Genomic DNA, 25453 nt, shown 5'->3' with positions numbered 1-25453 from the left:
CGTTTTTCAAAAATTTTCTTTTCGAATCAACCGCTTGCGCTTCAGCGAAGAACTCGACCACCGAAGCGAGGGAGATGGATCATACAGCAACCAGAGCCACTGTCAACATCTCCGAACAACGCGCCTTCAACCCGGAGACTGACGACGCCGCAGGAAAGCAACCCTGCACTTCCACCACCACCACCCCGATCCAAGCACTTGATTTACAAGGCTTTTCGATCAGCTTGCCGCTGGAAGTGGGGCGCATTATAGAGACATCGGCGGCGACGTCAACGGCTTTTTTTCAGTTTTCCTACTCAGCCCTCGACTGCCCCTGGCTTCTTGCGCCTGGGGGCCACGAAACCATCACCGAGAGCCGGGGCGGGGCTTTTCTTCTCGCCCTTGCGGGTCGGCGACTTGCTGCTGCCCTTGGCCGCAGTCCCGGACTTCTTGGCCAGCTTTTTCTTCTTGGTGCCCGCCGCCTTGCCGGATGCCTTGAGCTTCTTCGGCCCAAGGTAACTGCCCAGCAGCTCCTTGATCTGGCGACGCTCGAAGGACTGCTTGAGGTAGCGCTCGATACTGGACATCAGGTTCCAGTCGTTGTGGCAGATCAGCGAGATCGCCTGGCCCGCCTGCCCGGCGCGACCAGCGCGACCGATGCGGTGGACATACTCGTCGCCGCTACGCGGCATGTCGAAGTTGATCACCAGGTCGATCCCTTCGATGTCCAGGCCACGTGCGGCCACGTCGGTGGCGATCAGCACATTGATGTTGCCCTGACGCAGGCGCTCGACCGCCTCCCGGCGCTCCTCCTGGGTCTTCTCGCCGTGCAACACGTAGGATCTCACCGCCGAGGCACGCAGCACGCCGGACAGGCGATCGGCTTGGGCTCGGGTATTGGTGAAGACGATGGCCTGGGCGAAAGGCTCGTGAGCCAGCAGCCACTGCAGCAGGCGCTCCTTGTGCGGCACATCGTCGGCCGTGATGATCTGCTGGCGGAGGTTTTCGTTCAGCTCGTCCCGACGATTGAGCAACAGCACCTCCGGATCACGCAGTACCACGCTGACCACCTGCCCCAGCGCCCGTTCACCGGCAGTGGCCGAGAACAGCAGGGTCTGCCGCTCTTGCGGGCAGGCACTGGCGATCTTCAGCACGTCCTCGCTGAGCCCCATGTCGAGCATGCGGTCGGCCTCGTCGAGTACCAGTACCTCGACATCGCCCAGCGTCAGGCTGCCGGTCTCCAGGTGATTGAGCACCCGCCCCGGGGTACCGATCACGATCTCGGGATTCTTGCGCAGCGCGGCCGCCTGTTCCTTGAAGCCTTCGCCGCCGGTAACCAGGCCGGCCTTGATGAAGGTGAACTGGGCGAAGCGCTCGACCTCCTTGAGCGTCTGCAGGGCCAGTTCGCGGGTCGGCAGCAGGATCAGGGCGCGCGCGCCGGCCTGCGGCTTGCTGTTCTGGAGCAGATGGTGCAGCAGCGGCAGGACAAAGGCTGCCGTCTTGCCGCTGCCGGTCTTGGCGGTCACCCGCAGGTCGCGCCCCGCCAGGGCCGGCGGGATGGCTGCCGCCTGAACCGCAGTCGGCTCGGTGAAGGACAGGGACGACAACGCCTTGAGCAGTCGCTCATGCAAACCGTAATCAGCAAACACAGCCTACCTCGAATGATGAAAATCGCTGGCGCATAGACTACCCCAATGCGCGCCATCACTCAGGCGTTGTTTGCAGGACAGCGCGGATGAACGCGCCGCGCATCGCCCTGGCCAGCCGGCTACCGCTGCGCCGCCCTTGAGAAAACGGATCAACGCCAGGGATATTCGATAAATGATCACCGAAAACCACTACAAGGCATCGAGTTGATTGATATACCCTCGAATCAACAGCCCGATTCATCATGAGCAAGGTCGATGAAAGCCCCCCGCGTAACTCTCGAGCAATGGCGTACCCTGCAGGCGGTCGTCGACCACGGCGGCTTCGCTCAGGCGGCCGAAGCACTGCACCGCTCGCAGTCGTCGATCAGCTACACGGTCGCCCGCATGCAGGAGCAGCTCGGCGTACCGCTGCTGCGCATCGACGGACGCAAGGCAGTGCTCACCGAAGCAGGCACCCTGCTCCTGCGCCGCTCGCGGCAACTGGTCAAGCAGGCCAGCCAGCTCGAGGAGCTGGCTCATCACATGGAGCAGGGCTGGGAAGCCGAGGTACGCCTGGTCCTGGACGCCGCCTATCCGACCCGCCAGGTGGTCGAAGCCCTCTCCGCCTTCATGCCGCAAAGCCGCGGTTGCCGCGTGCTGCTGCGCGAGGAGGTGCTGTCCGGCGTCGAGGAGGCGCTCACCGAGGGCGAGGCCGATCTGGCCATCAGCGGCCTGATCCTGCCCGGCCAACTGGGTACCGACCTGGCCAACGTCGAGTTCGTCGCCGTCGCCCACCCCGATCACGCACTGCATCGCCTGCAGCGCGAGCTGACTTTCCAGGATCTGGAAGCCCAGCTGCAAATCGTCACCCGCGACTCCGGCCGTCGCCAGCAGCGTGACGTCGGCTGGCTCGGCGCGGAACAGCGCTGGACCGTCGGCAGCCTGGCCACCGCTGCCACCTTCGTCAGCAGCGGTCTCGGCTTCGCCTGGCTGCCCAGCCACCTGATCCAGCGCGAACTGGCAGAAGGCAAGCTCAGACCGCTGCCACTGGGAAACGGGGCCCGACGCGAGATGCGCTTCTTCCTCTACCCGAACAAGGACAGGCAGATGGGCCCCGCTACCCGCATCCTCAGCGAACTGCTGCGCCAGAGTGCCCTCGCAAGCAACAATGGCTGACCCGCTGCCGATCTCCGAGCAACCGATTTCGCCCCCCACACAACAGGAAGCCTCTCCATGCTGAAGAAACTCGCCATGACCGCCTGCGCCCTTTTCCTCTCCGCCAGCGCGCTGGCCGCCGAGGCACCGCGCGTACTGCTCACCACCAGCCTCGGCGACATCGAGGTCGAACTGAACGAGGAAAAGGCGCCGATCAGCGTGAAGAACTTCCTCGGCTACGTCGACAGCGGCTTCTACAACGGCGTGCAGTTCCACCGCGTCATCCCCGGCTTCATGATCCAGACCGGCGGCTTCACCGCCGACATGCAGCAGAAGGACACCCGCGCGCCGGTCAAGAACGAGGCCGACAACGGCCTGCACAACGTGCGCGGCACCCTGGCCATGGCCCGCACCAACATGGTCGACAGCGCCACCAGCCAGTTCTTCATCAACCTGACCGACAACGCCTTCCTCGATCACGGCGGCCGTGACTTCGGCTATGCGGTGTTCGGCAAGGTGGTGCGCGGCATGGAGGTGGTCGACCGGATCGCCCGCGTGCGCACCGGCAACCGCGGCATGCACCAGAACGTGCCGGTCGAGCCGGTACTGATCGAGTCGGCCAAGCGCCTGTAAGTCCCGGCTCCGCCCCCGGGGCGAGGCCACGGTCTCGCCCCCGGCGCATCGCCCCGCACAGGACCTACTCCTGACGATAGGGCAGCGCCTCGCATGCCTGCTCGGCATAACGCCGCACCGCCGCACACTCCTCATGCAGAAAGCCCGCCACTGCCGCCCGCAAGCCGGGATGGCACAGGTAGTGCCAGGAGCGGGTCAGCACCGGCTCGAAGCCGCGGACCAGCTTGTGCTCGCCCTGCGCCCCCGCATCGAAGCGCGACAGCCTCTCACCGATGGCCATGTCCAGCCCCTGGTAGAGGCAGGCCTCGAAGTGCAGGCGATCGAACTCCGCCAGACAGCCCCAGTAGCGACCGTACAGGCAATCGCCATCCACCAGGAAGAAGGCCATGGCCACCGGGCGACTGCCCTGGCGCGCCAGCACCACGCGGATCGCTTCCGGCATTCGCGCGGCCAGCAGGCTGAAGAAGGCGCGGGTCAGATAGGGATGTTGCCCGCGTACGGCGTAGGTGTTGGCGTAGCAGGCATACACGAAATCCCATTCCGCCTCGGTCAGTTGACCACCTTCGCGCCAGTCGAAGTCGAGGCCCTGCGCCTTCACTTGCTCGCGCTCCCTGCGCAGTTGCTTGCGCTTGCGCGAACTCAGGGCATCGAGGAAGTCCTGGAAATCGCGATAACCACGGTTGAACCAGTGGAACTGGCAGCCAAGACGCTCCAGCCAGCCCTCACGCCCCGCCAGCACGCCATCGGCAAAGGCGTCAGTGAAGTTCACATGCAGCCCGGACAGCCTCAGCCCGGGAAGCTGCGCGCTCACGGCATCGAGCAGCTCACCGGCCGCCGGCGCATCGCGCGCCAGCAGGCGCGTGCCGCTCACCGGGGAAAAGGGCACCGCCGCCAGCAGCTTGGGGTAGTAGGCGATGCCGGCACGCTGGCAGGCATCGGCCCAGGCCCAGTCAAACACGTATTCGCCACGCGAATGACTCTTCACGTAGGCCGGCATGGCCGCCCGCAGCCGGCCATCGGCAACGCGCAGCAGACGATGGGCCGGCTGCCAGCCGGTACGCGCGCCGACGCTGCCGCTGTCCTCCAGGGAGGCGAGGAAGGCGTGGCGCAGGAAGGGCTGGCCGTCGGCCAACAGGGCATCCCACTGCGCGGCGGGCAGTTCACCAATACGCTCAAGGGTCTGGATGGTCATCGGCACAGTCTGGCCCGGCCTGCGGACGAAAAAAAGCCCCGCCGGAGGGCGGGGCTGGAATGGGGCTGTTGCGGATGAAACGGACTGCTTAGAACACGTACTGGGCGCGGACCACGAAACCGTCGCCGTCGTCGTCGCCGACAGTGTTGGCGGCGTTGTCGGTCTTGGCCTTGACGTATACACCGCTCAGCTTGACCGCTTCGTTGGCGTACCAGTTCACACCCAGGTTGTGCACCTTGCCTTCGACATCGTCGATGGCGGCAAAGACGCCGTTGTCGTCTTCCACGCTGATGTTGTCGTAGCGGTAGAACACTTCCCAGGCACCGACCTGCTTGTTCTCCGGCTTGATCTTGTCGAACTTGCCGAGCTTGTACTCGCGGGCCTCGCCAGTGAGGGTGTAAGCGAGCTGAGCGTAGTAGCCGGTAGCCTCGATGTCCTGGACGCCGGCGGCGTCTCCTTCCAGGTCACGCTGGATGTATTCGCCCTGCACCGAGAACGGGCCCATGGCGAAGGCGGCTTCCAGACCCCAGGCGCTGTCGTCGCCGTAGGTGCCGGCCGCACTGTTGGCGCCACCGAGCAGCAGGCGGTTGCCGTTGGGGCCGGCGTCGTTGCCACCGCCGGTGCTCACGCCGCGCATGCCCAGGCGGCTGCGGATACGGGTGTCGACCGCGGTGTCGGAAAGGTCGCGCTGGGCGAAGTTGGCACCCAGGTGCAGGACGTTGCCGGACTCGTGCAGCGGAGCGAACACGCCGCGCAGGTTGACCTGCTTGACGCTTTCGCCGTCGACGTCGTTCTGGTCCTTGGCGCTCAGACCGACGGAGCCGAACAGCGACTCGGTGGGAGTGGCGGAAACCTCGATGCCCAGACCGTTCTGGTGGCCGTTGGCCCAGTCGACCAGATCATAGGCGGCGTTGCGCTCCTGGGCGGTCACCCACTTGGAGCTGGTGGCCTTCTCCAGACCGAAGGCCGGGTCGAAACGACCGACCTTGATGGTTACCGGCTTGAAGCCGGTGTAGGCGATGGAAGCCTCGTCGAAGTAGCCGTCTTCCTGGCTGCCGGCGTTGTGGGAGAAGTCGTAGTTGATGGTGTAGGCCCAGTCCTTGTAGGCCACGCCGGAAATTTCCAGGAAGGCACGGCGGAAATAGGCAGCATCGGCGGTGTTGCCATTAACGGTGTAGAAGCCATCGAAGCTGCTGTAGTCTGCCTGCAGACGACCGCCGACCTTGAAGGCGAATTCCTTGTCCGCGGTAGCGACTTCCAGACCACCCTTGGTCTTGAGGACGATATCGGCGCCGTCGGTGGTCACGGTACCGGCAACGGCTTGAGCGGAAACGGCCAGGGCCAGGGCGCTGGCGGCGATGCCGGCGAAGTGCTTGCGGATCATCAAGTATTCCCCTTATACGATTTGACGTTGGTAAACACGCGGGCCTGGCCCGTCTCGTTCTGGGGGGGAATATTCGTGGCAGACTGTGTCAACCAAGTTGCTCTAATGTAAAAGTTTTATTACACCGGAACTTTTCCCGTTCGAATTCGCACAGGTACGGCGGCGCGCTTGACGGCCCCCACGCGGAGCGTCAAGGACGCGCCTTGGCGCAATCTGGAGGCGCAACATGTCCACCCCATCTCCCCGGCTCGGCCATTACGCTCTCGGCGCCATCGCGGCCTGCTTTCTGGTCAACCTGCTGGTCCGCAGCGTGCTCAAGGTCGGAGGCCCGTTAGCCACCCTGCTGGCCGCCAGCGTGGTGGCCTTCGGCCTCGCCGGGGTGTTCCGCTGGCGCACCGGGCGTCGCCCCTATCCGGTCGAGCGGCGCGCGCTGGTCGGGCTCTATGCGCTCGGTCTCGGCCTGCTGTATGCCGGCCTGCTGGCGCTGATGTATCTCAAGGAGGAGCCCGGCCTGCCCGGCCAGTTGCTGTTCGCCGCCCACTACCTGGCCTACCCGCTGCTGGCCTGGATCGCCCTGGCGCCGGAGCGCGACGGGGAATGAACCGAACGCTCGCCGCACTGACCAAGACGAGGTCATTCGTCGCACGCGTGAAACATGAACGCCCTACCCTTGCCTGACGCCCACCGCAACGACCTGCCCGCCGTCCTTGCCGGCCCGCTGCTGCGCCGCCTCGAAGCCCGCCGCCTGGTGCTGTGGCTGGTCGCCTCGCGGCCGCTGGAAGCCCGCCTGCAGCTCGCCTGGGACGACGCGCAGCGCGGCCTGGTCGAGCTCGACCTGCCGCTGGGCGACTCCCGCTGCCAGCGCCTGGCCGTCGGCCGCCATGCCTGGCTGCACCTGATCGACGTCCGCCTGGATGAACCGCTGCCGGTCGACACCTTCATCTATTACGACCTGCATATAGAAGAAGAGGACGGCGGCACCCGGGCGATCGCCGACTGGGCCCCTCATCTGTTGTACCCGGGACAAGCGCGGCCGGATTTCGTGCGCCGCGGCCGCCTCGATCACCTGCTGCACGGCTCCTGCCGCAAGCCGCATCACCCCAGCAAGGACGGTCTGCTGCAGGCCGACGCGCTGCTCGCCGCCACTCGCTCGCAGCCGGCCGAGCGGCCGGCGCTGCTGATGCTCAGCGGCGACCAGGTCTACGCCGACGATGTCGCCGGCCCGATGCTGGTGGCCGTCCACCGCCTGATCGAACGCCTCGGCCTGTACGGCGAGCACCTCGACGGCGCCACGGTCAGTACCAGCGAGGCCCTCTACGCGCACCCGGCCGGCTACTACCGGCGCGAAGACCTGCTGCCCGCCTACACCGCCAACGAGGAACTGCGCGAGCGCTTCTTCGGCGGCGTGAAGAAGCCGGTGTTCACCAGCGCCAACGCGCACAACCACCTGGTCACCTTCGCCGAGGTGCTGGCCATGTACCTGCTGGTCTGGTCGCCCACTCCCTGGCAGTTGATCGCTCCGCGCATGCCGGAGCTGCCCGAGCACCTGGCGACTCGCTACCGTGCGGAGGAGCCCCTGATCCGCGCCTTCGTCGCCGACCTGCCGCAGGCCGCGCGGGCCCTGGCCCAGCTGCCGTGCCTGATGATCTTCGACGACCACGACATCACCGACGACTGGAACCTCTCCGCGCGCTGGGAGCAGAGTGCCTACGGCCACCCGTTCTCGCGACGCATCGTCGGCAACGCCCTGCTCGGCTACCTGCTGTGCCAGGGCTGGGGCAACTGCCCGGAGGCCTTCGCTGGCGAGCTGCCGGCGATCCGCGAGTTGCTCGCCACCGCGGACCGGCAGCAGCGGCTGAGCGCCGAAGCGCAGGACGCCGTCATCGACCGCCTGCTGACCTTCGACCACTGGCACTACAGCCTGCCCGGCCAGCCACTCTTGCTGGTGCTCGACACCCGCACCCGCCGCTGGCGCAGCGAAAGCTACCTGAGCCGCCCCTCCGGCCTGATGGACTGGGAAGCCCTCTGCGAGCTGCAGCACGCCCTGCTCGACGAGCCGGCGGTGGTCATCGTCTCGCCCGCGCCGATGTTCGGCGTCAAGCTGATCGAGATCGTCCAGCGCCTGTTCACCTGGGCCGGCTACCCGCTGCTGGTCGACGCGGAAAACTGGATGGCCCACCGCGGCGCGGCCAAGGTGATGCTCAACATCTTCCGCCACTCGCGCACGCCGGCGAACTACGTGATCCTCTCCGGCGACGTGCACTACTCCTTCGCCTACGAGGTGCACATCCGCCACCGCGACAGCGGTCCGCGCATCTGGCAGATCACCAGCAGCGGCATCAAGAACGAATTCCCGCGCCGCCTGCTCGACTGGTTCGACCGCCTCAACCGCTGGCTGTACGCCCCGCATTCGCCGCTCAACTGGTTCACCAAGCGCCGCCGCATGCAGATCACCCCGCGCATCCCCAGCCGCAGCCAGCGCGGCGAGCGCCTGTGGAACGGCGCCGGCCTGGGCCAGGTGCGCCTGGACGAACAGGGCCGGCCCTGCGAGATCCGCCAGCTGAACGCCGATGGCTCGGCGCCGACGAGCTTCGAGGCCATCGCGCGGGAGGAAATGGACGGCTGAGCCCGGGGCTCACCCGCGCGCCGATTTGGCGCATACTGGATACACAGCAGCCAGCTCCGGAGACCCCATGCTGCCCCGCACCCTCGAAGAACTGGACGCCCTGCGCGACGAGTGCAAGGCCATGGTGACCAAGCGCGCAGGCCTCTCCGCCGGCGCCGCGGTGCTGCCGATCCCCGGCCTCGACCTGGGCACCGACATCGCCCTGCTGATCGAGCTGATCCCGGCGATCAACCAGAAGTTCGGCCTCGGCGCCGAACAGGTCCGCGGACTCGACCCGAAGCTCCAGCGCATCGTGCTGGTCGGCGCCACCAGCCTGGGCAACAACCTGATCGGCAAGTGGGTGACCCAGCAACTGGTCATGCAGATGCTGCAGCGCCTCGGCATCCGCGTCGCCACCAAGACCGCGGCCAAGTTCGTGCCCATCCTCGGCCAGGCGCTGGCCGCCTCGATCAGCTTCGGCGCGATGAAGCTGCTCGGCAATGCCCACGTCGAGGACTGCTACAAGGTGGCCAGGCAGGCCCTGCTGGCGCAGGAGCCGGAGCAGATCCGGGTGATCGAGGTGACCCCGGAGATGGTCGAGGTCGCCCGCCCCTGACGCCCTGCCCACCCGGCGGGCGCGGCCTGCCGGGTGAGGCGGCGCTGGCGAGCTACTTCTGCAGCTTGGTGATCTTGGTGCCCTGGATGCCGATCCCGGCCATCAGCCCCTTCTGGTCGAAGACGAAGGCATAGATGTCGTCCTTCATGGTCGCGGTGGTGGCGTTCCTGGCCACGCCCTCGTCGACCACCACCACGGTCGGACCGACGCCGACTTCGAAGCCGTCCACCTTGTCGAGCGCCTGGAAGGCCGCGTCGGTCATGAACATCATCGCGTAGCCGTACTTCTGCACCCCGGCCTGCAGGCCGTAGGAAGCCCCGGCGGTGCTGTAGTAGGCGACGGTCTTGCCGTCGCGGATCAGCGCACCCTCGCCGTACTGGCCGCCGACCACCAGGCCGGCCTTGGTGATGCTGGGGAACACCAGGATCGCCCGGGCCTTCTCGCCCAGCACCTTGGCCGCCGGCACCTTCGCATACAGGTCCTGCAGGGCGGCCTGTGCCGCCTGGTCGAGCTGCGCCGCATCGGCGGCACAGACCGGGCTGGCCGCCACGACCAGCCAGATGCCGATGATCGCGGCGAGCAGCATCTGCCAGGCCTTGCTCACGGCCACCTGGGGCACAGCGACCGGCTCGGCGCGCGAGACGGACTGGACAAGTTTCATGATTCACCTCCGCAGGGGAAAACTCGGCGTGGTCCAGCCACTGCAAGTCAGGAGATGACGCCTGCCCACGCTGGACGCGGCGCGCGGATGCACGCCAGAAAAACGCTAGTTCGTGCCGCAAGGGTGGTCAATTCCGCTCCTCCGACCCTGGATACCGCGCCGCGCCAGCGGCCCGCCTCAGGCCTCCACAGCCGCCCACTGCTTGTTCAGGCGCTTGTCCGACACCGCCATGCGGGTGCCCAGCTGCTGGGCGAACAGCGACACCCGGTATTCCTCGAGCATCCAGCGATACAGGGTCAGTTCGGGATCACGCTTGCCTTCCTGGGCGTGCTTGGCGGCACGCGCCTGGTACTGCTCCCAGTAGCCGGCCAGCTCGCCGCTCCACACCCGGTCGCGCTGCAGCTGGCTGCCGACCTTGTCCAGGCGCTGCTCGATGGCCTTGAGGTAGCGCGGATATTCCCTGAGCCACTCGGCCGGGGTCTGGCGCACGAAGCCGAGGTAGACCAGGTGGGCCAGCTGGGCCTTGATGTCGTTGAGCGCCACCGCCATGGCCAGGTCGATGCGCCCCTTGAAGCGCTTCTGCAGGCCGTGCCAGAGCTTGAGTATCTCCAGCACCAGCTTCGCCAGGCGCTCGGCGTGCTCGCTCCAGCTGCCGCGCTTGCGCTCGGCCAGCGCGGCCAGCGCGGCGCCGTCGCGCGGCAGCGGGCTTTCGCCGTCGAGGATGCAGCTGTCCAGGCTCGCCAGCAGGATGTCCTCGACCAGCGCCTCGACGCGCCCCAGTTCGCGGTACAACAGGCCCATCTCGGTGATCCCCGGCAGCTTGGTGCGCAGGTACTTGGCCGGCTCGGCCAGCTGTTGCAGCAGCAGCCGCTGCAGGGCGCGGCGGTGCTGGAACTCGGCCTCGGCCTGGGTCGGGAAGCGTCCTTCCTTGACCGCGCCATTGTCCTCGACCAGCGCCGGGTAGACGGTCAGCGACAGCCCGGCGATCTTCTGCTGGGTGCTCTGCGCCACGCTGAAAGCCTTGGCCTCCACCGGTTTGGCCTCGGCCTTGCTCTCGGGGAGGGCCAGCGCGGCCTGGCTGGCCTCGGCGAAGCGCGCGGTCAGTTCGGCCAGGTCGCGGCCCTCGCCGAGGAACTTGCCGCGCGCATCGACCACCTCGATGTTCATCTTCAGGTGGCTGTCCAGCTGGGCGGCGGAGTCGGCCCAGGCCTCCTCGGGCACGCGGGCGCCGGTCATGCGCTGCAGTTCGCGGCCCAGCGCCTCGGGCAATGAACCCTCGCCGAAGGCCAGCTTGGTCAGCGCGGCGCCGACGAAGTCCGGCACCGGCACGAAGTTCTTGCGCAGCGCCTTGGGCAGGCCGCGCACCAGCGCCACGCACTTGGCCTCCAAGAGGCCCGGCACCAGCCAGTCGAGGCGCTCGGCCGGCAGCTGCGGCAGCAGCGGCGCCGGCACGCGCACGGTGACGCCGTCGCGCGGGTGGTTGGGCTCGAAATGGTAGGACAGCGGCAGCTGCAGGCGGCCGATGCTCAGGCTGTCCGGGTACTGCTGGGCGGTAACCTCGCGGGCCTCGCGGGCCAGCACGTCCTCCTCGCGCATGATCAGCAGCTGCGCATCCCTGGCGCTCTCGCGCTTGTACCAGCTCTCGAAGCTGGCGGTCTGGTAGATGTCCTGCGGCAGCCGCGCGTCGTAGAAGGCGAACAGGGTTTCCTCGTCGGCGAGGATGTCGCGGCGGCGCGCCTTGGCTTCCAGCTCGTCGAGCCGCTCCAGCAGCTGGCGGTTGGCAGTCAGGCAGCGGGCGCGGCTGTTGATCTCTCCGCGCACCAGGCCCTCGCGGATGAACAGCTCGCGCGCGGCGACCGGATCGACCGGGCCGTAGTGCACCGGCCGGCGGCCGACGATGATCAGCCCGTAGAGGGTGACCTGCTCGAAGGCCACCACCTGGCCGCGCTTCTTCTCCCAGTGCGGCTCGAGGTGGTTGCGCTTGAGCAGGTGCGGCGCCAGCGGCTCGATCCACTCCGGATCGATCTTCGCCACCATGCGGGCGAACAGCTTGGTGGTTTCCACCAGCTCGGCGGCCATCACCCACTGCGGGCGCTTGCGGCCGATGCTGCTTCCGGGGTGCAGCCAGAAGCGCCGCTGGCGGGCGCCGTTGTAGTCGCCTTCCTCGCTCTTCTGGCCGATCTGGCTGAGCAGGCCGGCGAGCAGCGCCTTGTGCACGGCGGCGTAGTTCTTCAGGGTCTGCGCGGCCTGCTGGCGCTCGTCCTGGGCGGCGACGGCCTGGCGGGCACGCTGGTCCAGTTCGCCCGTCACCACGGGCGCGGCGACCGGCTCCGGCGCCTCCAGCTGGTTGAGCGGCAGCTTGAGGTCGCGGCAGGTGAGCAGCAGCTGGCGGTGGGCGTCGCGCCATTCGCGCAGGCGCAGGTAGTTGAGGAAGTTGCGCCGGCACCAGTTGCGCAGCGCGTTGGCGCCCAGCGCCTGGCGCTGCGCCTCGAAGCCGTGCCACAGGTTGATCAGCGCGGCGAAGTCGGAGTCCGGGTTCTTCCACTGCGCATGGGCCTGGTCGGCGGCCTGCTGGCGCTCCATCGGCCGCTCGCGCGGGTCCTGCACCGACAGGGCGCTGGCGATGACCAGCACCTCGGCGAGGCTGCCCTGCTGGGCGCCTTCCAGCAGCATGCGCCCGAGGCGCGGGTCGATCGGCAGGCGCGCCAGCTGGCGGCCCAGCGGGGTCAGCTGGTTGTCGCGGCCGACCGCGGACAGTTCCTGCAGCAGGTTGAAGCCGTCGCTGATCGCCTTGCCTTCCGGCGGCTCGATGAACGGGAAGTCCTGGATGTCGCCGAGGCGCAGGTGGAGCATCTGCAGGATCACCGCGGCCAGGTTGGTGCGCAGGATCTCCGGATCGGTGAATTCCGGGCGGCCGAGGAAGTCCTCCTCGCTGTACAGGCGGATGCAGATGCCCGGCTCGACCCGGCCGCAGCGGCCCTTGCGCTGGTTGGCGCTGGCCTGCGAGACCGCCTCCACCGGCAGGCGCTGCACCTTGGCGCGGTAGCTGTAGCGGCTGATCCGCGCGGTGCCCGAGTCGATCACGTAGCGGATGCCCGGCACGGTCAGCGAGGTCTCGGCGACGTTGGTGGCCAGCACGATCTTGCGCCCGCCGGCCGGCTTGAAGATCTTCTGCTGCTCGGCCGGGGTCAGACGCGCGTACAGCGGCAGCACCTCGGTGTGACGCAGGTTGGCCTTGCGCAGCACCTCGGCGGCCTCGCGGATCTCGCGCTCGCCGGGCAGGAACACCAGCACGTCGCCAGGGCGCTTGCCGATCGCGCGCTCGTGCGCCTCGATCTCCTCGAGGGCGCGCAGGATGCCCTGATCCACCGACAGGTCGTCGAACAGCGGCTCGCCGTTCTCGTCCAGCTCGGCGGCCAGCGGGCGGTACCAGGTCTCCACCGGGTAGGTGCGTCCGGATACCTCGATGATCGGCGCGTCATTGAAGTGCTTCGAAAAGCGCTCCAGGTCGATGGTCGCCGAGGTGATGATCACCTTGAGGTCGGGACGGCGCGGCAGCAGGTTCTTCAGGTAGCCGAGCAGGAAGTCGATGTTCAGGCTGCGCTCGTGAGCCTCGTCGACGATCAGCGTGTCGTACTTCTCGAGGAAGCGGTCGTGCTGGGTCTCGGCGAGCAGGATGCCGTCGGTCATCAGCTTGACCAGCGACTGCTCGCCGCTGTGGTCCTCGAAGCGCACCTGGTAGCCGACCAGCTCGCCGAGCGGCGTGCCCAGCTCCTCGGCGACGCGGGTGGCGACGCTGCGCGCGGCCAGGCGGCGCGGCTGGGTGTGGCCGATCAGCCCGGCCACGCCGCGCCCGGCTTCCAGGCAGATCTTCGGCAGCTGGGTGGTCTTGCCCGAGCCGGTCTCGCCGGCGATCACCACCACCTGGTGCCGCTCGATGGCCGCGCGGATCTCCTCGCGGCGCGCGGCGATCGGCAGGGCGTCGTCGTAGCGGATGCGCGGCACGCTGGCGCGGCGCGCCGCGACCTTGGCTATGGATGCCTGGAAGCGCTCCAGCCACTGCGCCAGCCGGCCCTCGTCCCACGCCGGCGTGCCAGCCTGCTTGCGCAGCTCGAGGAGCTGGCGGCGCAGGCGGTGGCGGTCGGCGTTGAGCGCCTGGTCGAGGTTGTTCAGCAGCTGGTCGAAGGCGGGTACGGCACTCATCGGGCGGGCATCGGCAGGCAATTCGGGGCGCCGATTGTCGCAGATTTGCCCGCCAGCGGGTCAGTCCCCGGCCACCGCCGCCGGCGCAGCGGCATGCCGGCCGAGCGCCAGCCAAATGCCCAGCGCCACAACGCCCAGCGCCGCGCCGGCTGCGCACACGCCACGCCAGCCGAACGCCTCGTACAGCGCCGCCGAACTCAGCGAACCCAGCGCGCCGCCGACGAAGTAGCCGGCCATGTAGCCGGCGTTGATCCGGCTGCGCGCCTCGGGCCGCAGCCGGTAGACCTGGTTCATGTTGCTGACGTGGGTCAGCTGCACCGCCAGGTCGAGCAGCACCACACCGACCAGCAGCGCCGCCAGGGAGCCGCCGGCGAAGCTCAGCGGCAGCCAGGACAGCGCGAGCAGCGCCAGCCCCAGGGTGATGGCCTGCGCGGCGCGCCCGCTGTCGGCCATCCGCCCGGCTAGGCTGGCGGCCAGCGCGCCGACCGCGCCGACGATGCCGAACAGGCCGATCAGCCCGTCGGAGTAGCCGTAGGGCTCGGCCGAGAGCAGGAAAGCCAGCGGCGTCCAGAGCATGGCGAACAGGGCGAACGTCAGACTGCCGAGCAGGGTATACAGGCGCAACTCCGGCTCCTCGCGGAACAGGACGAAGACCGAGGCGAGCAGCCGGGGATAACCGAGGCGCTCCGGGTGGCGGTAGCGCGGCAGGGCGAACCACAGCGCCAGCGCGGTGGCCGTCATGGCCGCCGCGGCGAGGAAGTACACGCCGCGCCAACTGCCCAGCTCGGACAGGCTGCCGGCCACGGTGCGCGCCAGCAGGATGCCGAGCAGCAGGCCGCTCATCAGGGTGCCGATCACCCGGCCGCGCTCGGCGGGCGCGGCCAGGGTTGCGGCGAAGGGCACCAGTACCTGGGCGACGGACGAAAAGGCCCCGGCCAGAGCGGTGCCCAGCAGCAGCACGGCGAAACTCGGCGCACAGGAGCTGAGCAGCAGGCCGGCGGCGACCAGCAGGGTCATGCCGACGATCAGCCCGCGGCGCTCCAGCAGATCGCCGAGCGGCACCAGCAGGATCAGGCCCAGCGCGTAGCTGACCTGGGCGGTGGTGACCAGGGTGCCGGCGCGGGCATAGGACAGGCCGAATTCGTCGGCCAGGGTCTGCAGCAGCGGCTGGTTGTAGTAGTTGCTGGCCACCGCCACGCCGGTGGCGAAAGCCATCAGCAGCACTAGCCAGCGGCTCAAGGGAGGGGTTGGGTGTTCGTGCATGGTCTCGTCCTCGCCAGGATGGGGCACGCAGTATCCGGCCGACCAGGTGATGACAGAAATGAATTGTTAAGATTGCTGCAATCTACAAAAAGGATTGAAAGCCATGAACCTCAAGCAGCTCGAATTCGCCATCGCCCTCGCCGAGGAAGGCCACTTCACCCGCGCGGCGCAGCGCTGCAACGTGGTGCAGTCCGCGCTCAGCCACCAGATCGCCCGCCTGGAGGAGGAACTGGGCGCGCCCCTGTTCGAGCGACGGCCGCGCCGGGTGGTGACGACCCCGGCCGGCGAGGCGCTGCTCCGCGAGGCGCGCCAGGTGGTGGAGACGACCCGGCGGATTCCCGCCCAGGTGGCCGCGGTGGCCGGCGAGGTGCGCGGCTGCCTGACCGTCGGAGCGATCTCCTCGCTCGACCTGTTCGACATCGTCGAGCTGCTGGCTGCCTTCCACCGCCGTTTCCCGCACATCGACATCGGCCTGCGCCAGGAGCACAGCGACCTGCTGCTGGAGGAGGTGCGCAAGGGCAGCATCGATCTGGCGTTCGTCGGCGTGGCGACCAGCAAGCCGCTACCGGGCGTGGAGAAGCGCCTGCTGGTCGAGGAGGAGCTGGTCGCGGTGTTGCCCCCCGGACACCCGCTGGCCGACCGCGCGCGTCTGCGTCTGGAGGAATTGCAGGACCTGCCGCTGGTGGACTTCCCCGCCGGCAGCAGCGCGCGCCAGCAGACTGACGAGGCCTTCGCCGCCCTCGGCCTGGCACATCGGGTGAGTTTCGAGATCAGCCACCTGCTCCTGCTGGAGCGCCTGGCCCGCGGCGGCCTGGCAGTCGGTCTGGCACCGGCCAGCAGCGCAGCCACCTTCGTCGGCCTGCCGCGCATCCCGGTCGCCGACGCGCCCAAGCGCCGGGTGTACGCCATCTGGTCGAGCCATCCGACCCCAGCCACCCGCGAGCTGCTCGCAGAGCTGGACACGCTGCTCGCGGCCGCTACGGCCGGCGCCTGACTCAGGCCACCGCGCGCTTCTTCAGCTCCTCCTCGCGCAGCTCGCGGCGCAGGATCTTGCCGACGTTGCTGGTCGGCAGCGAGTCGCGGAACTCCACGTGGTGCGGCACCTTGTAGCGGGTCAGGTTGGCGCGCATGTGCGCCAGCACCTGCTCCTCGCTCAGCTCGGCGCCGGGCTTGCGCACCACGAACAGCTTGATCGCCTCGCCGCTGCGTTCGTCCGGCACGCCGATGGCCGCGCCCATCTGCACCCCCGGCAGGCTGGCCAGCACCTCCTCCAGCTCGTTGGGGTACACGTTGAAGCCGGACACCAGGATCATGTCCTTCTTGCGGTCGACGATGCGCATGTAGCCGTCCGCCTGGATCACCGCGATGTCGCCGGTCTTCAGCCAGCCGTCGGCGCCGAGCACCTCGGCGGTGGCCTCCGGGCGCTGCCAGTAGCCCTTCATCACCTGCGGGCCCTTGACGCACAGCTCGCCGGGCACGCCGAGACCGAGGTCGTTGCCGGCCTCGTCGATCACCTTGCACAGGGTCGAGGGCATGGGAATGCCGATGGTGCCGGGCTGGTTGTGCTGGCGCGGATTGACCGATACCACCGGGCTGGTCTCGGTCAGGCCGTAGCCCTCGCAGATGGCGCAGCCGGTGACCTCCTTCCAGCGCTCGGCCACCGCCTGCTGCAGGGCCATGCCGCCGGAGATGGTCAGCTTCAGCGCGGAGAAGTCGAGGCGGCGGAAGCCCTCGCTGTTGCACAGGGCGACGAACAGGGTGTTGAGGCCGACGAAGCCGCTGAACTTCCACTTGCCCAGCTCCTTGACCATCGCCGGCAGGTCGCGCGGATTGGTGATCAGCAGGTTATGGTTGCCGAGCAGCATCATCGCCATGCAGTGAAAGGTGAAAGCGTAGATGTGGTACAGCGGCAGCGGGGTGACCAGGGTCTCGCAGCCCTCGCCGAGGTTGGCGGCCATCAGCGCCTGGCACTGCAGCATGTTGGCGATCAGGTTGCGGTGGCTGAGCATGGCGCCCTTGGCCACTCCGGTGGTGCCGCCGGTGTACTGCAGCACCGCCACCTCGTCGGCCTTGGGCTGCGCCTCGCGCAGCGGCCGGCCGCGCCCGCGTGCCAGCACCTCGGTGAACTTCACCGCCTGCGGCAGGTGGTAGTGCGGCACCATCTTCTTCACGTAACGCACCGCGGCGTTGACCAGCCAGCGCCTGGGCGCCGGCAGCAGGTCGCCGACCTCGGTGACCACCACGTGGCGGATCGCGGTGTGCGGCAGCACCTGCTCGGCCAGATGGGCGAGGTTGGCCAGGCACACCAGCGCCTTGGCGCCGGAGTCGTTGAACTGGTGCTGCATCTCCCGCGCGGTGTACAGCGGATTGGTGTTGACCACCACCAGCCCGGCGCGCAGGGCGCCGAACACCGCGACCGGGAACTGCAGCAGGTTGGGCAGCTGGATGGCGATGCGGTCGCCGGGCACCAGGTCGGTGTGCTCCTGCAGCCAGGCGGCGAAGGCGCCGGACAGCTGGTACAGCTCGCCATAGCTGAGGCTGCGGCCGAGGTTGCTGAACGCCGGCTTGTCGGCGAAGCGCTGGCAGGATTCGCGCAGCACCGCCTGGATGTTCGGGTAGCGGTCGGGATCGATCTCGCTGGCAATGCCTGCCGGGTACTTGTCCGTCCAGAAGTTCTCGCTCATCGCGCCTCTCCCCCGCGTGTGGCTGCACCGGTCGCCAGCCCCGCTGACGCGGCTGCCTGCCCTGGCGCTCTTGTTATGTATGGCCCGCAGCAGCATGCGCTGCAAGCGGACACCCCGAGGATAACAGCAGCATTGGGCCACGGGGCTGAACAGCATCGCGGCGACGCGGTAACCTGAAGGCTCTGGGCCGGCGTGCGCCAGCCCCCTAGCCCCTCTCGCTCAAGGAGAACGCATGAGCCTGGTAGAGAACACCCCCTACGACGAACTGCAGGTCGGCCAGAAGGCCAGCTATCCGCACCGCGTCGAGGAGCGCGACGTGCAGCTGTTCGCCGAGGTTTCCGGCGACCGCAACCCGGTGCACCTGGACGCCGAGTACGCCGCCACCACCCAGTTCAAGGAGCGCATCGCCCACGGGATGCTCACCGGCGCGCTGATCAGCGCCGCCATCGCCACCACCCTGCCCGGCCCGGGGACCATCTACCTCGGCCAGAACCTGCGCTTCACCCGTCCGGTGAAGCTGGGTGACGAGCTCAGCGTGGAGCTGGAGGTGCTGGAGAAGCTGCCGAAGAATCGCGTGCGCATCGCCACCCGCGTGCTCAACCAGCAGGGCAAGGCGGTGGTGGAAGGCGAGGCGGAGGTGATGGCGCCGCAGGACAAGCTGCGCATCGCCCTGACCGAGCTGCCGCCGATCACCGTCGGCTGACCCCCCCCCCGGAAACGCCAGCGCCCGCATTCGTGCGGGCGCTGTGCTTTTCTGCAGGCAAAAAAACGGGCGACCGAAGTCGCCCCAAATGCCTTGCGTGCTCGTGAGTCGGGAAGGTGTCGTTCTATTTCTTGCTGCCTTTCTGTGCGTCCTTCCAGACGAAATATCCAAATCCACCCAGGAAGCCGGCCGTCAGTACGACGATCACGATGCCGGCGATTACTACCTCGTCCATAAACATGGCTCGTTCTCCGCTCATGTCCTGCTGTTGAAGCCAGATTACCCATACCAGGCCTGGGGAAATTGACCCGGATCAACTGGCGCCAACGACCCTGCCGGTGAAGGCGGGCTAATCCTGACGCAGATCAACGGAGCGGCACCCGGGCAGGACGCCCTGCGCGAAAAACGGCACGCCAGAAACACCGCGGGCGCCATCTGTGGCGCCCGACCTGGGTAAAACGGCGCGCCCTGGCGCGCGAGGATGCGGCTTCAGCGCTTCTTCGGCTTGCCGCGGCTCTTGGCCTTCTTCTTCGCGGTCAGCGGCAGGGCCTGCTCGAACAGCTGGCGCACGTCCTGCAGGCGCTTCTCGTGCAGGTCGTGGATGCGCCGCTCGCGCTCGGCGGCGAAGTCGATCAGGGTCTCGTCACTCATGGCGTCTTCCGGCGCAGTGGATGGGGATGCCTGCATGATGCGGCAGTTGTCCGCCTGCCGCCAGCTCGCGATCGCTTTGGCCTGCCCTGCGCCCTTCCGCTAAAATGCCGCCTTTCCTCTTTCGTGTCTGGAGACATGCATGGCGCAGTATCAACCGGGGCAACGCTGGATCAGTGACAGCGAGGCGGAACTGGGGCTGGGAACCATCCTCGCGCAGGACGGCCGCCTGCTCACCGTCCTCTATCCGGCGACCGGCGATACCCGGCAGTACGCGCTGCGCAACGCGCCGCTGACCCGCGTGCGCTTCTCGCCGGGCGACGAGATCACCCACTTCGAGGGCTGGAAGCTGACCGTGCAGGAGGTCGAGGACGTCGACGGCCTGCTGGTCTACCACGGCATCAACGCCGACAACGAAAGCCACTCGCTGCCGGAAACCCAGCTGTCCAACTTCATCCAGTTCCGCCTGGCCAGCGACCGCCTGTTCGCCGGGCAGATCGACCCGCTGCCCTGGTTCGCCCTGCGCTACCAGAGCCTGCAGCACGCCAGCCGCCTGCAGCAGTCGGCGCTGTGGGGCCTGTCCGGCGCGCGCGCCCAGCCGATCGCCCACCAGTTGCACATCGCCCGCGAGGTGGCCGACCGCGCCAGCCCGCGCGTGCTGCTGGCCGACGAGGTGGGCCTGGGCAAGACCATCGAGGCCGGCCTGATCCTGCATCGCCAGCTGCTCTCCGGCCGCGCCCGCCGCGCGCTGATCCTGGTGCCGGAGAACCTGCAGCACCAGTGGCTGGTGGAGATGCGCCGGCGCTTCAATCTGGAAGTCGCCCTGTTCGACGCCGAGCGCTTCCTCGCCAGCGACGCCGACAATCCCTTCGAGGACTGCCAGCTGGCGCTGGTCGCCCTCGACTGGCTGCGTGACGATGGTCGCGCCCAGCAGGCGGTGCGCGAAGCCGGCTGGGACCTGCTGGTGGTCGACGAGGCGCACCACCTGGTCTGGCACCCGGAGGGCGCCAGCGCCGAATACCGCCTGGTCGAGGATCTGGCCAGCCAGATCCCCGGCGTGCTGCTGCTCACTGCCACCCCCGAGCAGCTCGGCCTGGAAAGCCACTTCGCCCGCCTGCGCCTGCTCGACCCGGACCGCTTCCACGACCTCGACGCGTTCCGCGCCGAGAGCGCCCAGTACCAGCCGGTGGCTGCCGCGGTGCAGGAGCTGCTCGACCACGGCAAGCTGTCCCACGAGGCCCGCACCGCCATCCACGGCTTCCTCGGCAGCGAGGGCGACGCCCTGCTGGCCAGCGTCGAGGGCGGCGACGAGGAGGCGCGCGCGCGGCTGATCCGCGAGCTGCTCGACCGCCACGGCACCGGCCGCGTGCTGTTCCGCAACACCCGCGCCGCGGTGCAGGGCTTCCCCGAGCGCCAGCTGCACCCCTACCCGCTGCCGAGCCCGGCCGAGTACCTGGAGCTGCCGGTCGGCGAGCACGCCGACCTCTATCCGGAAGTCGGCTACCAGGCTCAGCTGGACGACGGCGGCGACGACAGCCAGCACTGGTGGCGCTTCGATCCGCGCGTCGAGTGGCTGATCGACACCCTGAAGATGCTGAAGAAGACCAAGGTGCTGGTGATCTGCGCCCACGCCGAGACCGCCCTCGATCTCGAGGAAGCGCTGCGCGTGCGCTCCGGCATCCCGGCCACGGTATTCCACGAGGGCATGAGCATCCTCGAGCGCGACCGCGCCGCCGCCTTCTTCGCCGACGAGGAGTTCGGCGCCCAGGTGCTGATCTGCTCGGAGATCGGCAGCGAGGGCCGCAACTTCCAGTTCGCCCACCACCTGGCGCTGTTCGACCTGCCGGCCCACCCCGACCTGCTCGAGCAGCGCATCGGCCGCCTCGACCGCATCGGCCAGCAGCACACCATCCAGCTGCACGTGCCCTACCTGGAGAACAGCGCCCAGGAGCGCCTGTTCCACTGGTACCACCAGGGCCTCAACGCCTTCCTCAACACCTGCCCGACCGGCAACGCCCTGCAGCAGCAGTTCGGCGCGCGCCTGCTGCCGCTGCTGGAAGGCGGCGACGACAGCGAGTGGGAGCAGTTGCTGGCCGAAGGCCGCGCCGCCCGCGAGAGCCTGGAGACCGAGCTGCACAAGGGCCGCGACCGCCTGCTGGAGCTCAACTCCGGCGGCGCCGGCGAGGGCGAGGCCTTGGCCGCCGAGATCCTCGAACAGGACGAGGACTTCGCCCTGCCGATCTACATGGAGGAGCTGTTCAACGCCTTCGGCATCGACAGCGAGGACCACTCGGAGAACGCGCTGATCCTCAAGCCGAGCGAGAAGATGCTCGACGCCGGCTTCCCGCTCGGCGACGACGAGGGCGTGACGGTCACCTACGACCGCAACCAGGCGCTGGCCCGCGAGGACATGCAGTTCCTCACCTGGGAGCACCCGATGGTGCAGGGCGGCATGGACCTGGTGCTGTCCGGCACCATGGGCAACACCTCGGTGGCGATCATCAAGAACAAGGCGCTCAAGCCCGGCACCCTGCTGCTCGAACTGCTCTACGTCAGCGAGGTGGTGGCGCCGCGCGCCCTGCAGCTCGGCCGCTACCTGCCGCCGGCGGCGCTGCGCTGCCTGCTCGACGCCAACGGCAACGACCTGGCCGCGCGGGTCAACTTCGAGACCCTGCACGACCAGCTGGAAAGCGTGCCGCGGATCAGCTCCAACAAGTTCGTCCAAGCCCAGCGCGACGTGCTGGCCAAGCTGATCGCCAAGGGCGAGGCCAAGGTCGCCCCGCAGCACGCCGAGCGGGTCAGCGAGGCCGCCCGCCGCTTCGCCGCCGAGCTGGAGGAAGAGGTCGCCCGCATGGAGGCGCTGCGCGCGGTCAACCCCAGCGTGCGCGACAGCGAGCTGGACAGCCTGCGCCGGCAGCGCGAGCAGGGCATCGCCCTGTTCGACAAGGCCGCCCTGCGCCTGGAGGCGATCCGCGTGCTGGTCGCCGGCTAAAGGCTACGCAGAACGAGGTGGGCAACGCTGCGCGATTGCCCACCCGCGTCTTGCACGGCTCTGCGTAGGGGCGAATTCATTCGCCTCTGCAGGGGCCTCTGGGCGAATGAATTCGCCCCTACACCGCTTGCTCGGCTCGCGGTTCCTCCCGCCACTGCCCCAGCCACTCCAGGCTGGCGGCGGTGCCCGCCTCCCCCGGCCGGTACTCGGCCGCCAGCCAGCCGTCGTAACCCGCCTCGCGCAGCGCCGCCAGCGCCGCCGCGAAATCCACCGAGCCGGAGCCCGGCGCCCCGCGTCCCGGGCAGTCGGCGAACTGCACGTGGCCGATGTGTCCGCCCAGCGCGGCGACGCTCGCCGGCAGGTCCAGGTCCTGGCGGGCCATGTGGTAGAGGTCGAGCTGGGCAGCGAAGTTGGGGTGGTCCACCGCCTCCACCAGCCGGTTCAGATCATCCGCCGTATTGATCAGGAAGCCCGGCATGTCGAGGGGGTTGATCGCCTCGGCCAGCACCCGGATGCCCAGCGGCGCAAAGGCTTCCGCGCAGCGGCGCAGGTTGCCGACCAGGCTTTCCAGCGCCGCCTCGCGGCTCACGCCCTCGGCCAGCCGGCCAGGCAGCACGTTGACGAACCGCGGACGCACGCCGGCGGCATAGACCAGCGCCTGGGCCAGCGCCGCATCGAACTCGGCCTGGCGCTCGGGCACCGCCGCCAGCCCCGGACCGCCGGTCATCAGGTCGCCGGCGGGCAGGTTGATCAGCACCAGCGGCAGACCCGCCGCCTGCAGCGCGGCCTTGAGCTCGTGGGCGGGGACCTCGTAGGGAAACTGGACCTCCACCCCGGCGAAGCCGGCTTCGGCCGCCGCCCGGATGCGCTCCGCCAGCGGCAGCTCGGTGAACAGCATGGTCAGGTTGGCGGCGAGCTTCATGCCTCGTCCTCCCGGCGATACAGCTCGACCAGGGTCGCCGGATCGCGCTCCAGATTGCCCTGGCTGCCGTGCAGGCGCATCAGCTGCGCCGCCAGGCCGCTCATCGGCGTGGACGAGCCCTGCTCGCGGGACAGCTTCACCGCGGTGTCGAGGTCCTTGAGCAGGGTGCGCACGTGCCATTTGACCGGCTCGAAGCGGCTCTCGGCCATCTGCGGGGCGAGGATCTGCAAGGGCTTCGAGTCGGCGAAGCCGCCGGCCAGCGCCGGCGCCAGCAGGCTGGCGTCCACCCCGGCCTGCTCGGCCAGCGCCACCACCTCGGCGATCACCAGGGCATTGCAGGCGACGATCATCTGGTTGCACACCTTGGTCACCTGGCCGGCGCCGACCTCGCCCATGCGCGTCAGGCGCTGGCCGAGGTGGGCCAGGACCGGTCGCAGCCGCTCGATGTCGTCCGCCGCGCCGCCGGCCATGATCGCCAGGCTGCCGGCCTCGGCGCCCGGGGTGCCGCCGGACACCGGCGCATCCACCCAGCGCATGCCGCAGCGCTCCTCCAGCTCGATGGCCATCTCGCGGGTCGCCGCCGGATCGCAGCTGGAGAAGTCCACCAGCAGCTGCCCCGGCAGGCCGGTCTCGACGATGCCGCCGGGGCCGAACACCACCTCGCGCACCGCGGCGGTGTCGGCCAGGCAGAGCATGACGATGTCCGCCTCATGGCACAGGTCGCCCGGGCGCACCACCACCTGCGCTCCGGCGTCCACCAGCGTCTCGCACTTGGCCGGGTTGCGGTTCCATACGCTCAGGGGAAAGCCTGCGGCCAGCAGGCGGCGGCTCATCGGCAGGCCCATCAGGCCGATGCCGGCAAAGGCAAGGGCCGGCAAGGTATCGCTCATGTCCATCTCCGCAGCGGAAAAACTCCATCTTAGCAGTCGCGCGCCGGCCCACCGATTGGCCTTCCGGCCAACCCGGCGCGCCGGCCGGCAAAAGCCGCGCAAAAGCACGCGCAGCCTCCTATAATTCGCGCCCGAACGTTTCCGCTATTGAACCGGAGATTCATATGCTCAAGCGCACCCTGGCGCTCGCCGCCGCCATCGCCCTGTCCGTTTCCGCCCTGGCCGCCCAGGCCGCCGATGCCCTCAAGGTTTCCGCCATCCCCGACGAGGCGCCCACCGAGCTGCTGCGCAAGTTCAAGCCGCTGGGCGCCTACCTGGAGAAGGAGCTGGGCATGCCGGTCGAGTTCGTCCCGGTGGCCGACTACGCCGCGGTGGTCGAGGGCATCGCCGCCGACCGCGTCGACCTGGCCTGGCTGGGCGGCTTCACCTTCGTGCAGACCCGCCTGAAGACCGGCAACGCCATCCCGCTGGTGCAGCGCGAGCAGGACGAGAAGTTCACCAGCAAGTTCATCAGCGCCGACGCCAACGTGAAGTCGCTGCAGGACCTCAAGGGCAAGACCTTCGCCTTCGGCTCGGTGTCCTCCACCTCCGGCAGCCTGATGCCGCGCTACTTCATGCAGCAGGACGGCATCGTGCCCGAGCAGTTCTTCTCCCGCGTGGCCTTCTCCGGCGCCCACGACGCCACCGTGGCCTGGGTGCAGGCCGGCAAGGTCGACGCCGGCGTGCTGAACGCCTCGGTGTGGGACAAGCTGGTCGCCGCCGGCAAGGTCGACACCGCCAAGGTACACGTGTTCGCCACCACTCCGACCTACTACGACTACAACTGGACCGTGCGCGGCACCCTCGATCCGGCGCTGACCGCGAAGATCAAGCAGGCGTTCCTCGCCCTCGACCCGGCCAACCCGGAGCACAAGGCGATCCTCGACCTGCAGGCCGCCAGCCGCTTCATCGAAACCAAGCCGGAAAACTACGCTGGCATCGAGGAAGCCGCCCGCGCCGCCGGCCTGCTGAAGTGACCGTGCGCCTGACCGGCGTGGGCCTGACCCACGCCAACGGTCGGCGCGCCCTGCAGGATGTGAATCTGACGGTCGACCGCGGCGAGCGGCTGGCCATCATCGGCCCGTCCGGCGCCGGCAAGACCACCCTGCTGCGTCTGCTGGCCACCAGCCTGCAGCCGTCCGAAGGCCGCCTGGAACTGCTCGGCGAACAGCCGTGGCGCCTGGCCGGCGCGGCGCGCAGGCGCCTGCGCGCGCGCCTCGGCCTGGTCCACCAGAGCCCGCCGCTGCCGCCGCGCC

At 68.7% G+C, this 25453-nt stretch carries 21 protein-coding genes; 10 read left to right on the top strand and 11 right to left on the bottom strand.

The features are described 5' to 3' along the window. Positions 1-296 precede the first annotated feature (296 nt). The gene (locus E5198_RS14630; RefSeq protein WP_136490735.1) at positions 297-1628 is read right to left on the bottom strand and encodes a DEAD/DEAH box helicase; all 1332 of its coding nucleotides are present in this window, start codon (positions 1626-1628) and stop codon (positions 297-299) included. A gap of 255 nt (positions 1629-1883) precedes the next feature. Between E5198_RS14630 and E5198_RS14625 the strand changes: the two genes are divergently transcribed. Continuing rightward, positions 1884-2783 (top strand): LysR family transcriptional regulator, encoded by a 900-nt coding sequence (locus E5198_RS14625; RefSeq protein ID WP_136490734.1) that lies wholly within the window; start codon positions 1884-1886, stop codon positions 2781-2783. Between the two features lie 57 nt (positions 2784-2840). Beyond that, a complete protein-coding gene (locus E5198_RS14620; RefSeq protein WP_136490733.1) occupies positions 2841-3395 on the top strand; it encodes a peptidylprolyl isomerase in 555 nt (184 codons plus the stop codon). A 64-nt stretch (positions 3396-3459) separates the two neighbouring features. Here E5198_RS14620 and E5198_RS14615 read toward each other — a convergent pair whose 3' ends face one another. After that, the gene (locus E5198_RS14615) at positions 3460-4587 is read right to left on the bottom strand and encodes a GNAT family N-acetyltransferase (protein WP_136490732.1); all 1128 of its coding nucleotides are present in this window, start codon (positions 4585-4587) and stop codon (positions 3460-3462) included. Positions 4588-4675: 88 nt separating this feature from the next. Next, positions 4676-5971: an OprO/OprP family phosphate-selective porin gene (locus tag E5198_RS14610; RefSeq protein WP_136490731.1), complete on the bottom strand. Its 1296-nt coding sequence runs from the start codon at positions 5969-5971 to the stop codon at positions 4676-4678. A gap of 226 nt (positions 5972-6197) precedes the next feature. On the opposite strand from E5198_RS14610, the gene E5198_RS14605 reads away from it, so the two are divergent. The 3 genes from E5198_RS14605 (at position 6198) to E5198_RS14595 (ending at position 9192) form a co-directional block, all read left to right on the top strand. Beyond that, positions 6198-6572 carry a hypothetical protein gene (locus tag E5198_RS14605; protein ID WP_136490730.1) on the top strand — a complete coding sequence of 125 codons (375 nt, stop codon included), beginning with the start codon at positions 6198-6200 and terminating at the stop codon, positions 6570-6572. A 54-nt stretch (positions 6573-6626) separates the two neighbouring features. Beyond that, the gene (locus tag E5198_RS14600) at positions 6627-8597 is read left to right on the top strand and encodes an alkaline phosphatase D family protein (protein ID WP_136490729.1); all 1971 of its coding nucleotides are present in this window, start codon (positions 6627-6629) and stop codon (positions 8595-8597) included. A gap of 67 nt (positions 8598-8664) precedes the next feature. Beyond that, positions 8665-9192, top strand: coding sequence for a hypothetical protein (locus tag E5198_RS14595; RefSeq protein ID WP_136490728.1), 528 nt, complete (start codon positions 8665-8667; stop codon positions 9190-9192). A 52-nt stretch (positions 9193-9244) separates the two neighbouring features. Here the strand turns inward: E5198_RS14595 and E5198_RS14590 are convergent, their stop codons facing one another. The 3 genes from E5198_RS14590 to E5198_RS14580 all read right to left on the bottom strand — a co-directional run bounded on the left by E5198_RS14590 (position 9245) and on the right by E5198_RS14580 (position 15319). Further along, on the bottom strand, positions 9245-9853 hold the full coding sequence (locus E5198_RS14590) for a YSC84-related protein (RefSeq protein WP_256659149.1): 609 nt from the start codon (positions 9851-9853) through the stop codon (positions 9245-9247). Between the two features lie 177 nt (positions 9854-10030). Further along, positions 10031-14056 carry an ATP-dependent RNA helicase HrpA gene (gene hrpA / locus E5198_RS14585; protein WP_136490727.1) on the bottom strand — a complete coding sequence of 1342 codons (4026 nt, stop codon included), beginning with the start codon at positions 14054-14056 and terminating at the stop codon, positions 10031-10033. A gap of 60 nt (positions 14057-14116) precedes the next feature. After that, positions 14117-15319, bottom strand: coding sequence for an MFS transporter (locus E5198_RS14580; protein WP_136490726.1), 1203 nt, complete (start codon positions 15317-15319; stop codon positions 14117-14119). Positions 15320-15422: 103 nt separating this feature from the next. On the opposite strand from E5198_RS14580, the gene E5198_RS14575 reads away from it, so the two are divergent. Continuing rightward, entirely contained in the window at positions 15423-16313 is an 891-nt protein-coding gene (locus E5198_RS14575; RefSeq protein WP_136490725.1) for a LysR family transcriptional regulator, read from the top strand. 1 nt (position 16314) lies between these two features. Here E5198_RS14575 and fadD1 read toward each other — a convergent pair whose 3' ends face one another. Further along, on the bottom strand, positions 16315-18003 hold the full coding sequence (gene fadD1, locus E5198_RS14570) for a long-chain-fatty-acid--CoA ligase FadD1 (protein WP_136490724.1): 1689 nt from the start codon (positions 18001-18003) through the stop codon (positions 16315-16317). 232 nt (positions 18004-18235) lie between these two features. Between fadD1 and E5198_RS14565 the strand changes: the two genes are divergently transcribed. Then, the gene (locus E5198_RS14565) at positions 18236-18706 is read left to right on the top strand and encodes a MaoC family dehydratase (RefSeq protein ID WP_136490723.1); all 471 of its coding nucleotides are present in this window, start codon (positions 18236-18238) and stop codon (positions 18704-18706) included. Positions 18707-18830: 124 nt separating this feature from the next. Here E5198_RS14565 and ccoM read toward each other — a convergent pair whose 3' ends face one another. After that, on the bottom strand, positions 18831-18947 hold the full coding sequence (gene ccoM / locus E5198_RS22215; RefSeq protein WP_280142154.1) for a cytochrome c oxidase subunit CcoM: 117 nt from the start codon (positions 18945-18947) through the stop codon (positions 18831-18833). Positions 18948-19195: 248 nt separating this feature from the next. Beyond that, positions 19196-19357, bottom strand: coding sequence for a hypothetical protein (locus E5198_RS21590; RefSeq protein WP_168772537.1), 162 nt, complete (start codon positions 19355-19357; stop codon positions 19196-19198). Positions 19358-19496: 139 nt separating this feature from the next. Here E5198_RS21590 and rapA point away from each other — a divergent pair, with 139 nt between their 5' ends. Further along, entirely contained in the window at positions 19497-22346 is a 2850-nt protein-coding gene (gene rapA, locus E5198_RS14560; protein WP_136490722.1) for an RNA polymerase-associated protein RapA, read from the top strand. 118 nt (positions 22347-22464) lie between these two features. On the opposite strand, the gene E5198_RS14555 is transcribed toward rapA, so the two are convergent. Together E5198_RS14555 and E5198_RS14550 are read right to left on the bottom strand one after the other, a co-directional pair. After that, complete coding sequence (locus E5198_RS14555) at positions 22465-23268, bottom strand: hydroxypyruvate isomerase family protein (RefSeq protein WP_136490721.1); 804 nt, start codon at positions 23266-23268, stop codon at positions 22465-22467. Next, a complete protein-coding gene (locus E5198_RS14550; RefSeq protein ID WP_136490720.1) occupies positions 23265-24158 on the bottom strand; it encodes an NAD(P)-dependent oxidoreductase in 894 nt (297 codons plus the stop codon). The genes E5198_RS14555 and E5198_RS14550 overlap by 4 nt, the downstream gene beginning before the upstream one ends. Before the next feature lie 164 nt (positions 24159-24322). Here E5198_RS14550 and E5198_RS14545 point away from each other — a divergent pair, with 164 nt between their 5' ends. Continuing rightward, complete coding sequence (locus tag E5198_RS14545; protein ID WP_136490719.1) at positions 24323-25174, top strand: putative selenate ABC transporter substrate-binding protein; 852 nt, start codon at positions 24323-24325, stop codon at positions 25172-25174. Then, positions 25171-25453, top strand: a 283-nt coding sequence (locus E5198_RS14540) for an ATP-binding cassette domain-containing protein (RefSeq protein WP_136490718.1), incomplete at its 3' end; no start/stop codon positions are given. The genes E5198_RS14545 and E5198_RS14540, both read left to right, overlap by 4 nt.

The sequence above is a fragment of the Pseudomonas sp. A-1 genome, assembly GCF_004801855.1.
Lineage (GTDB): Bacteria > Pseudomonadota > Gammaproteobacteria > Pseudomonadales > Pseudomonadaceae > Geopseudomonas.
Note: the sequence above shows the minus strand (reverse complement) of the source record. Positions and strands in the feature narration are given on the sequence as shown.

Excerpts from the sequence above, each read along its gene's own strand:
- E5198_RS14620 (WP_136490733.1), top strand. The coding sequence starts at position 2,841 with ATGCTGAAGAAACTCGCCATGACCGCCTGCGCCCTTTTCCTCTCCGCC.
- ccoM (WP_280142154.1), bottom strand. The coding sequence starts at position 18,947 with ATGTTTATGGACGAGGTAGTAATCGCCGGCATCGTGATCGTCGTACTG.
- E5198_RS14625 (WP_136490734.1), top strand. The coding sequence starts at position 1,884 with ATGAAAGCCCCCCGCGTAACTCTCGAGCAATGGCGTACCCTGCAGGCG.
- E5198_RS21590 (WP_168772537.1), bottom strand. The coding sequence starts at position 19,357 with ATGAGTGACGAGACCCTGATCGACTTCGCCGCCGAGCGCGAGCGGCGC.
- E5198_RS14610 (WP_136490731.1), bottom strand. The coding sequence starts at position 5,971 with ATGATCCGCAAGCACTTCGCCGGCATCGCCGCCAGCGCCCTGGCCCTG.
- E5198_RS14545 (WP_136490719.1), top strand. The coding sequence starts at position 24,323 with ATGCTCAAGCGCACCCTGGCGCTCGCCGCCGCCATCGCCCTGTCCGTT.
- rapA (WP_136490722.1), top strand. The coding sequence starts at position 19,497 with ATGGCGCAGTATCAACCGGGGCAACGCTGGATCAGTGACAGCGAGGCG.
- E5198_RS14575 (WP_136490725.1), top strand. The coding sequence starts at position 15,423 with ATGAACCTCAAGCAGCTCGAATTCGCCATCGCCCTCGCCGAGGAAGGC.
- fadD1 (WP_136490724.1), bottom strand. The coding sequence starts at position 18,003 with ATGAGCGAGAACTTCTGGACGGACAAGTACCCGGCAGGCATTGCCAGC.
- hrpA (WP_136490727.1), bottom strand. The coding sequence starts at position 14,056 with ATGAGTGCCGTACCCGCCTTCGACCAGCTGCTGAACAACCTCGACCAG.
- E5198_RS14565 (WP_136490723.1), top strand. The coding sequence starts at position 18,236 with ATGAGCCTGGTAGAGAACACCCCCTACGACGAACTGCAGGTCGGCCAG.
- E5198_RS14605 (WP_136490730.1), top strand. The coding sequence starts at position 6,198 with ATGTCCACCCCATCTCCCCGGCTCGGCCATTACGCTCTCGGCGCCATC.
- E5198_RS14550 (WP_136490720.1), bottom strand. The coding sequence starts at position 24,158 with ATGAGCGATACCTTGCCGGCCCTTGCCTTTGCCGGCATCGGCCTGATG.
- E5198_RS14590 (WP_256659149.1), bottom strand. The coding sequence starts at position 9,853 with ATGAAACTTGTCCAGTCCGTCTCGCGCGCCGAGCCGGTCGCTGTGCCC.
- E5198_RS14580 (WP_136490726.1), bottom strand. The coding sequence starts at position 15,319 with ATGCACGAACACCCAACCCCTCCCTTGAGCCGCTGGCTAGTGCTGCTG.
- E5198_RS14595 (WP_136490728.1), top strand. The coding sequence starts at position 8,665 with ATGCTGCCCCGCACCCTCGAAGAACTGGACGCCCTGCGCGACGAGTGC.
- E5198_RS14555 (WP_136490721.1), bottom strand. The coding sequence starts at position 23,268 with ATGAAGCTCGCCGCCAACCTGACCATGCTGTTCACCGAGCTGCCGCTG.
- E5198_RS14600 (WP_136490729.1), top strand. The coding sequence starts at position 6,627 with ATGAACGCCCTACCCTTGCCTGACGCCCACCGCAACGACCTGCCCGCC.
- E5198_RS14615 (WP_136490732.1), bottom strand. The coding sequence starts at position 4,587 with ATGACCATCCAGACCCTTGAGCGTATTGGTGAACTGCCCGCCGCGCAG.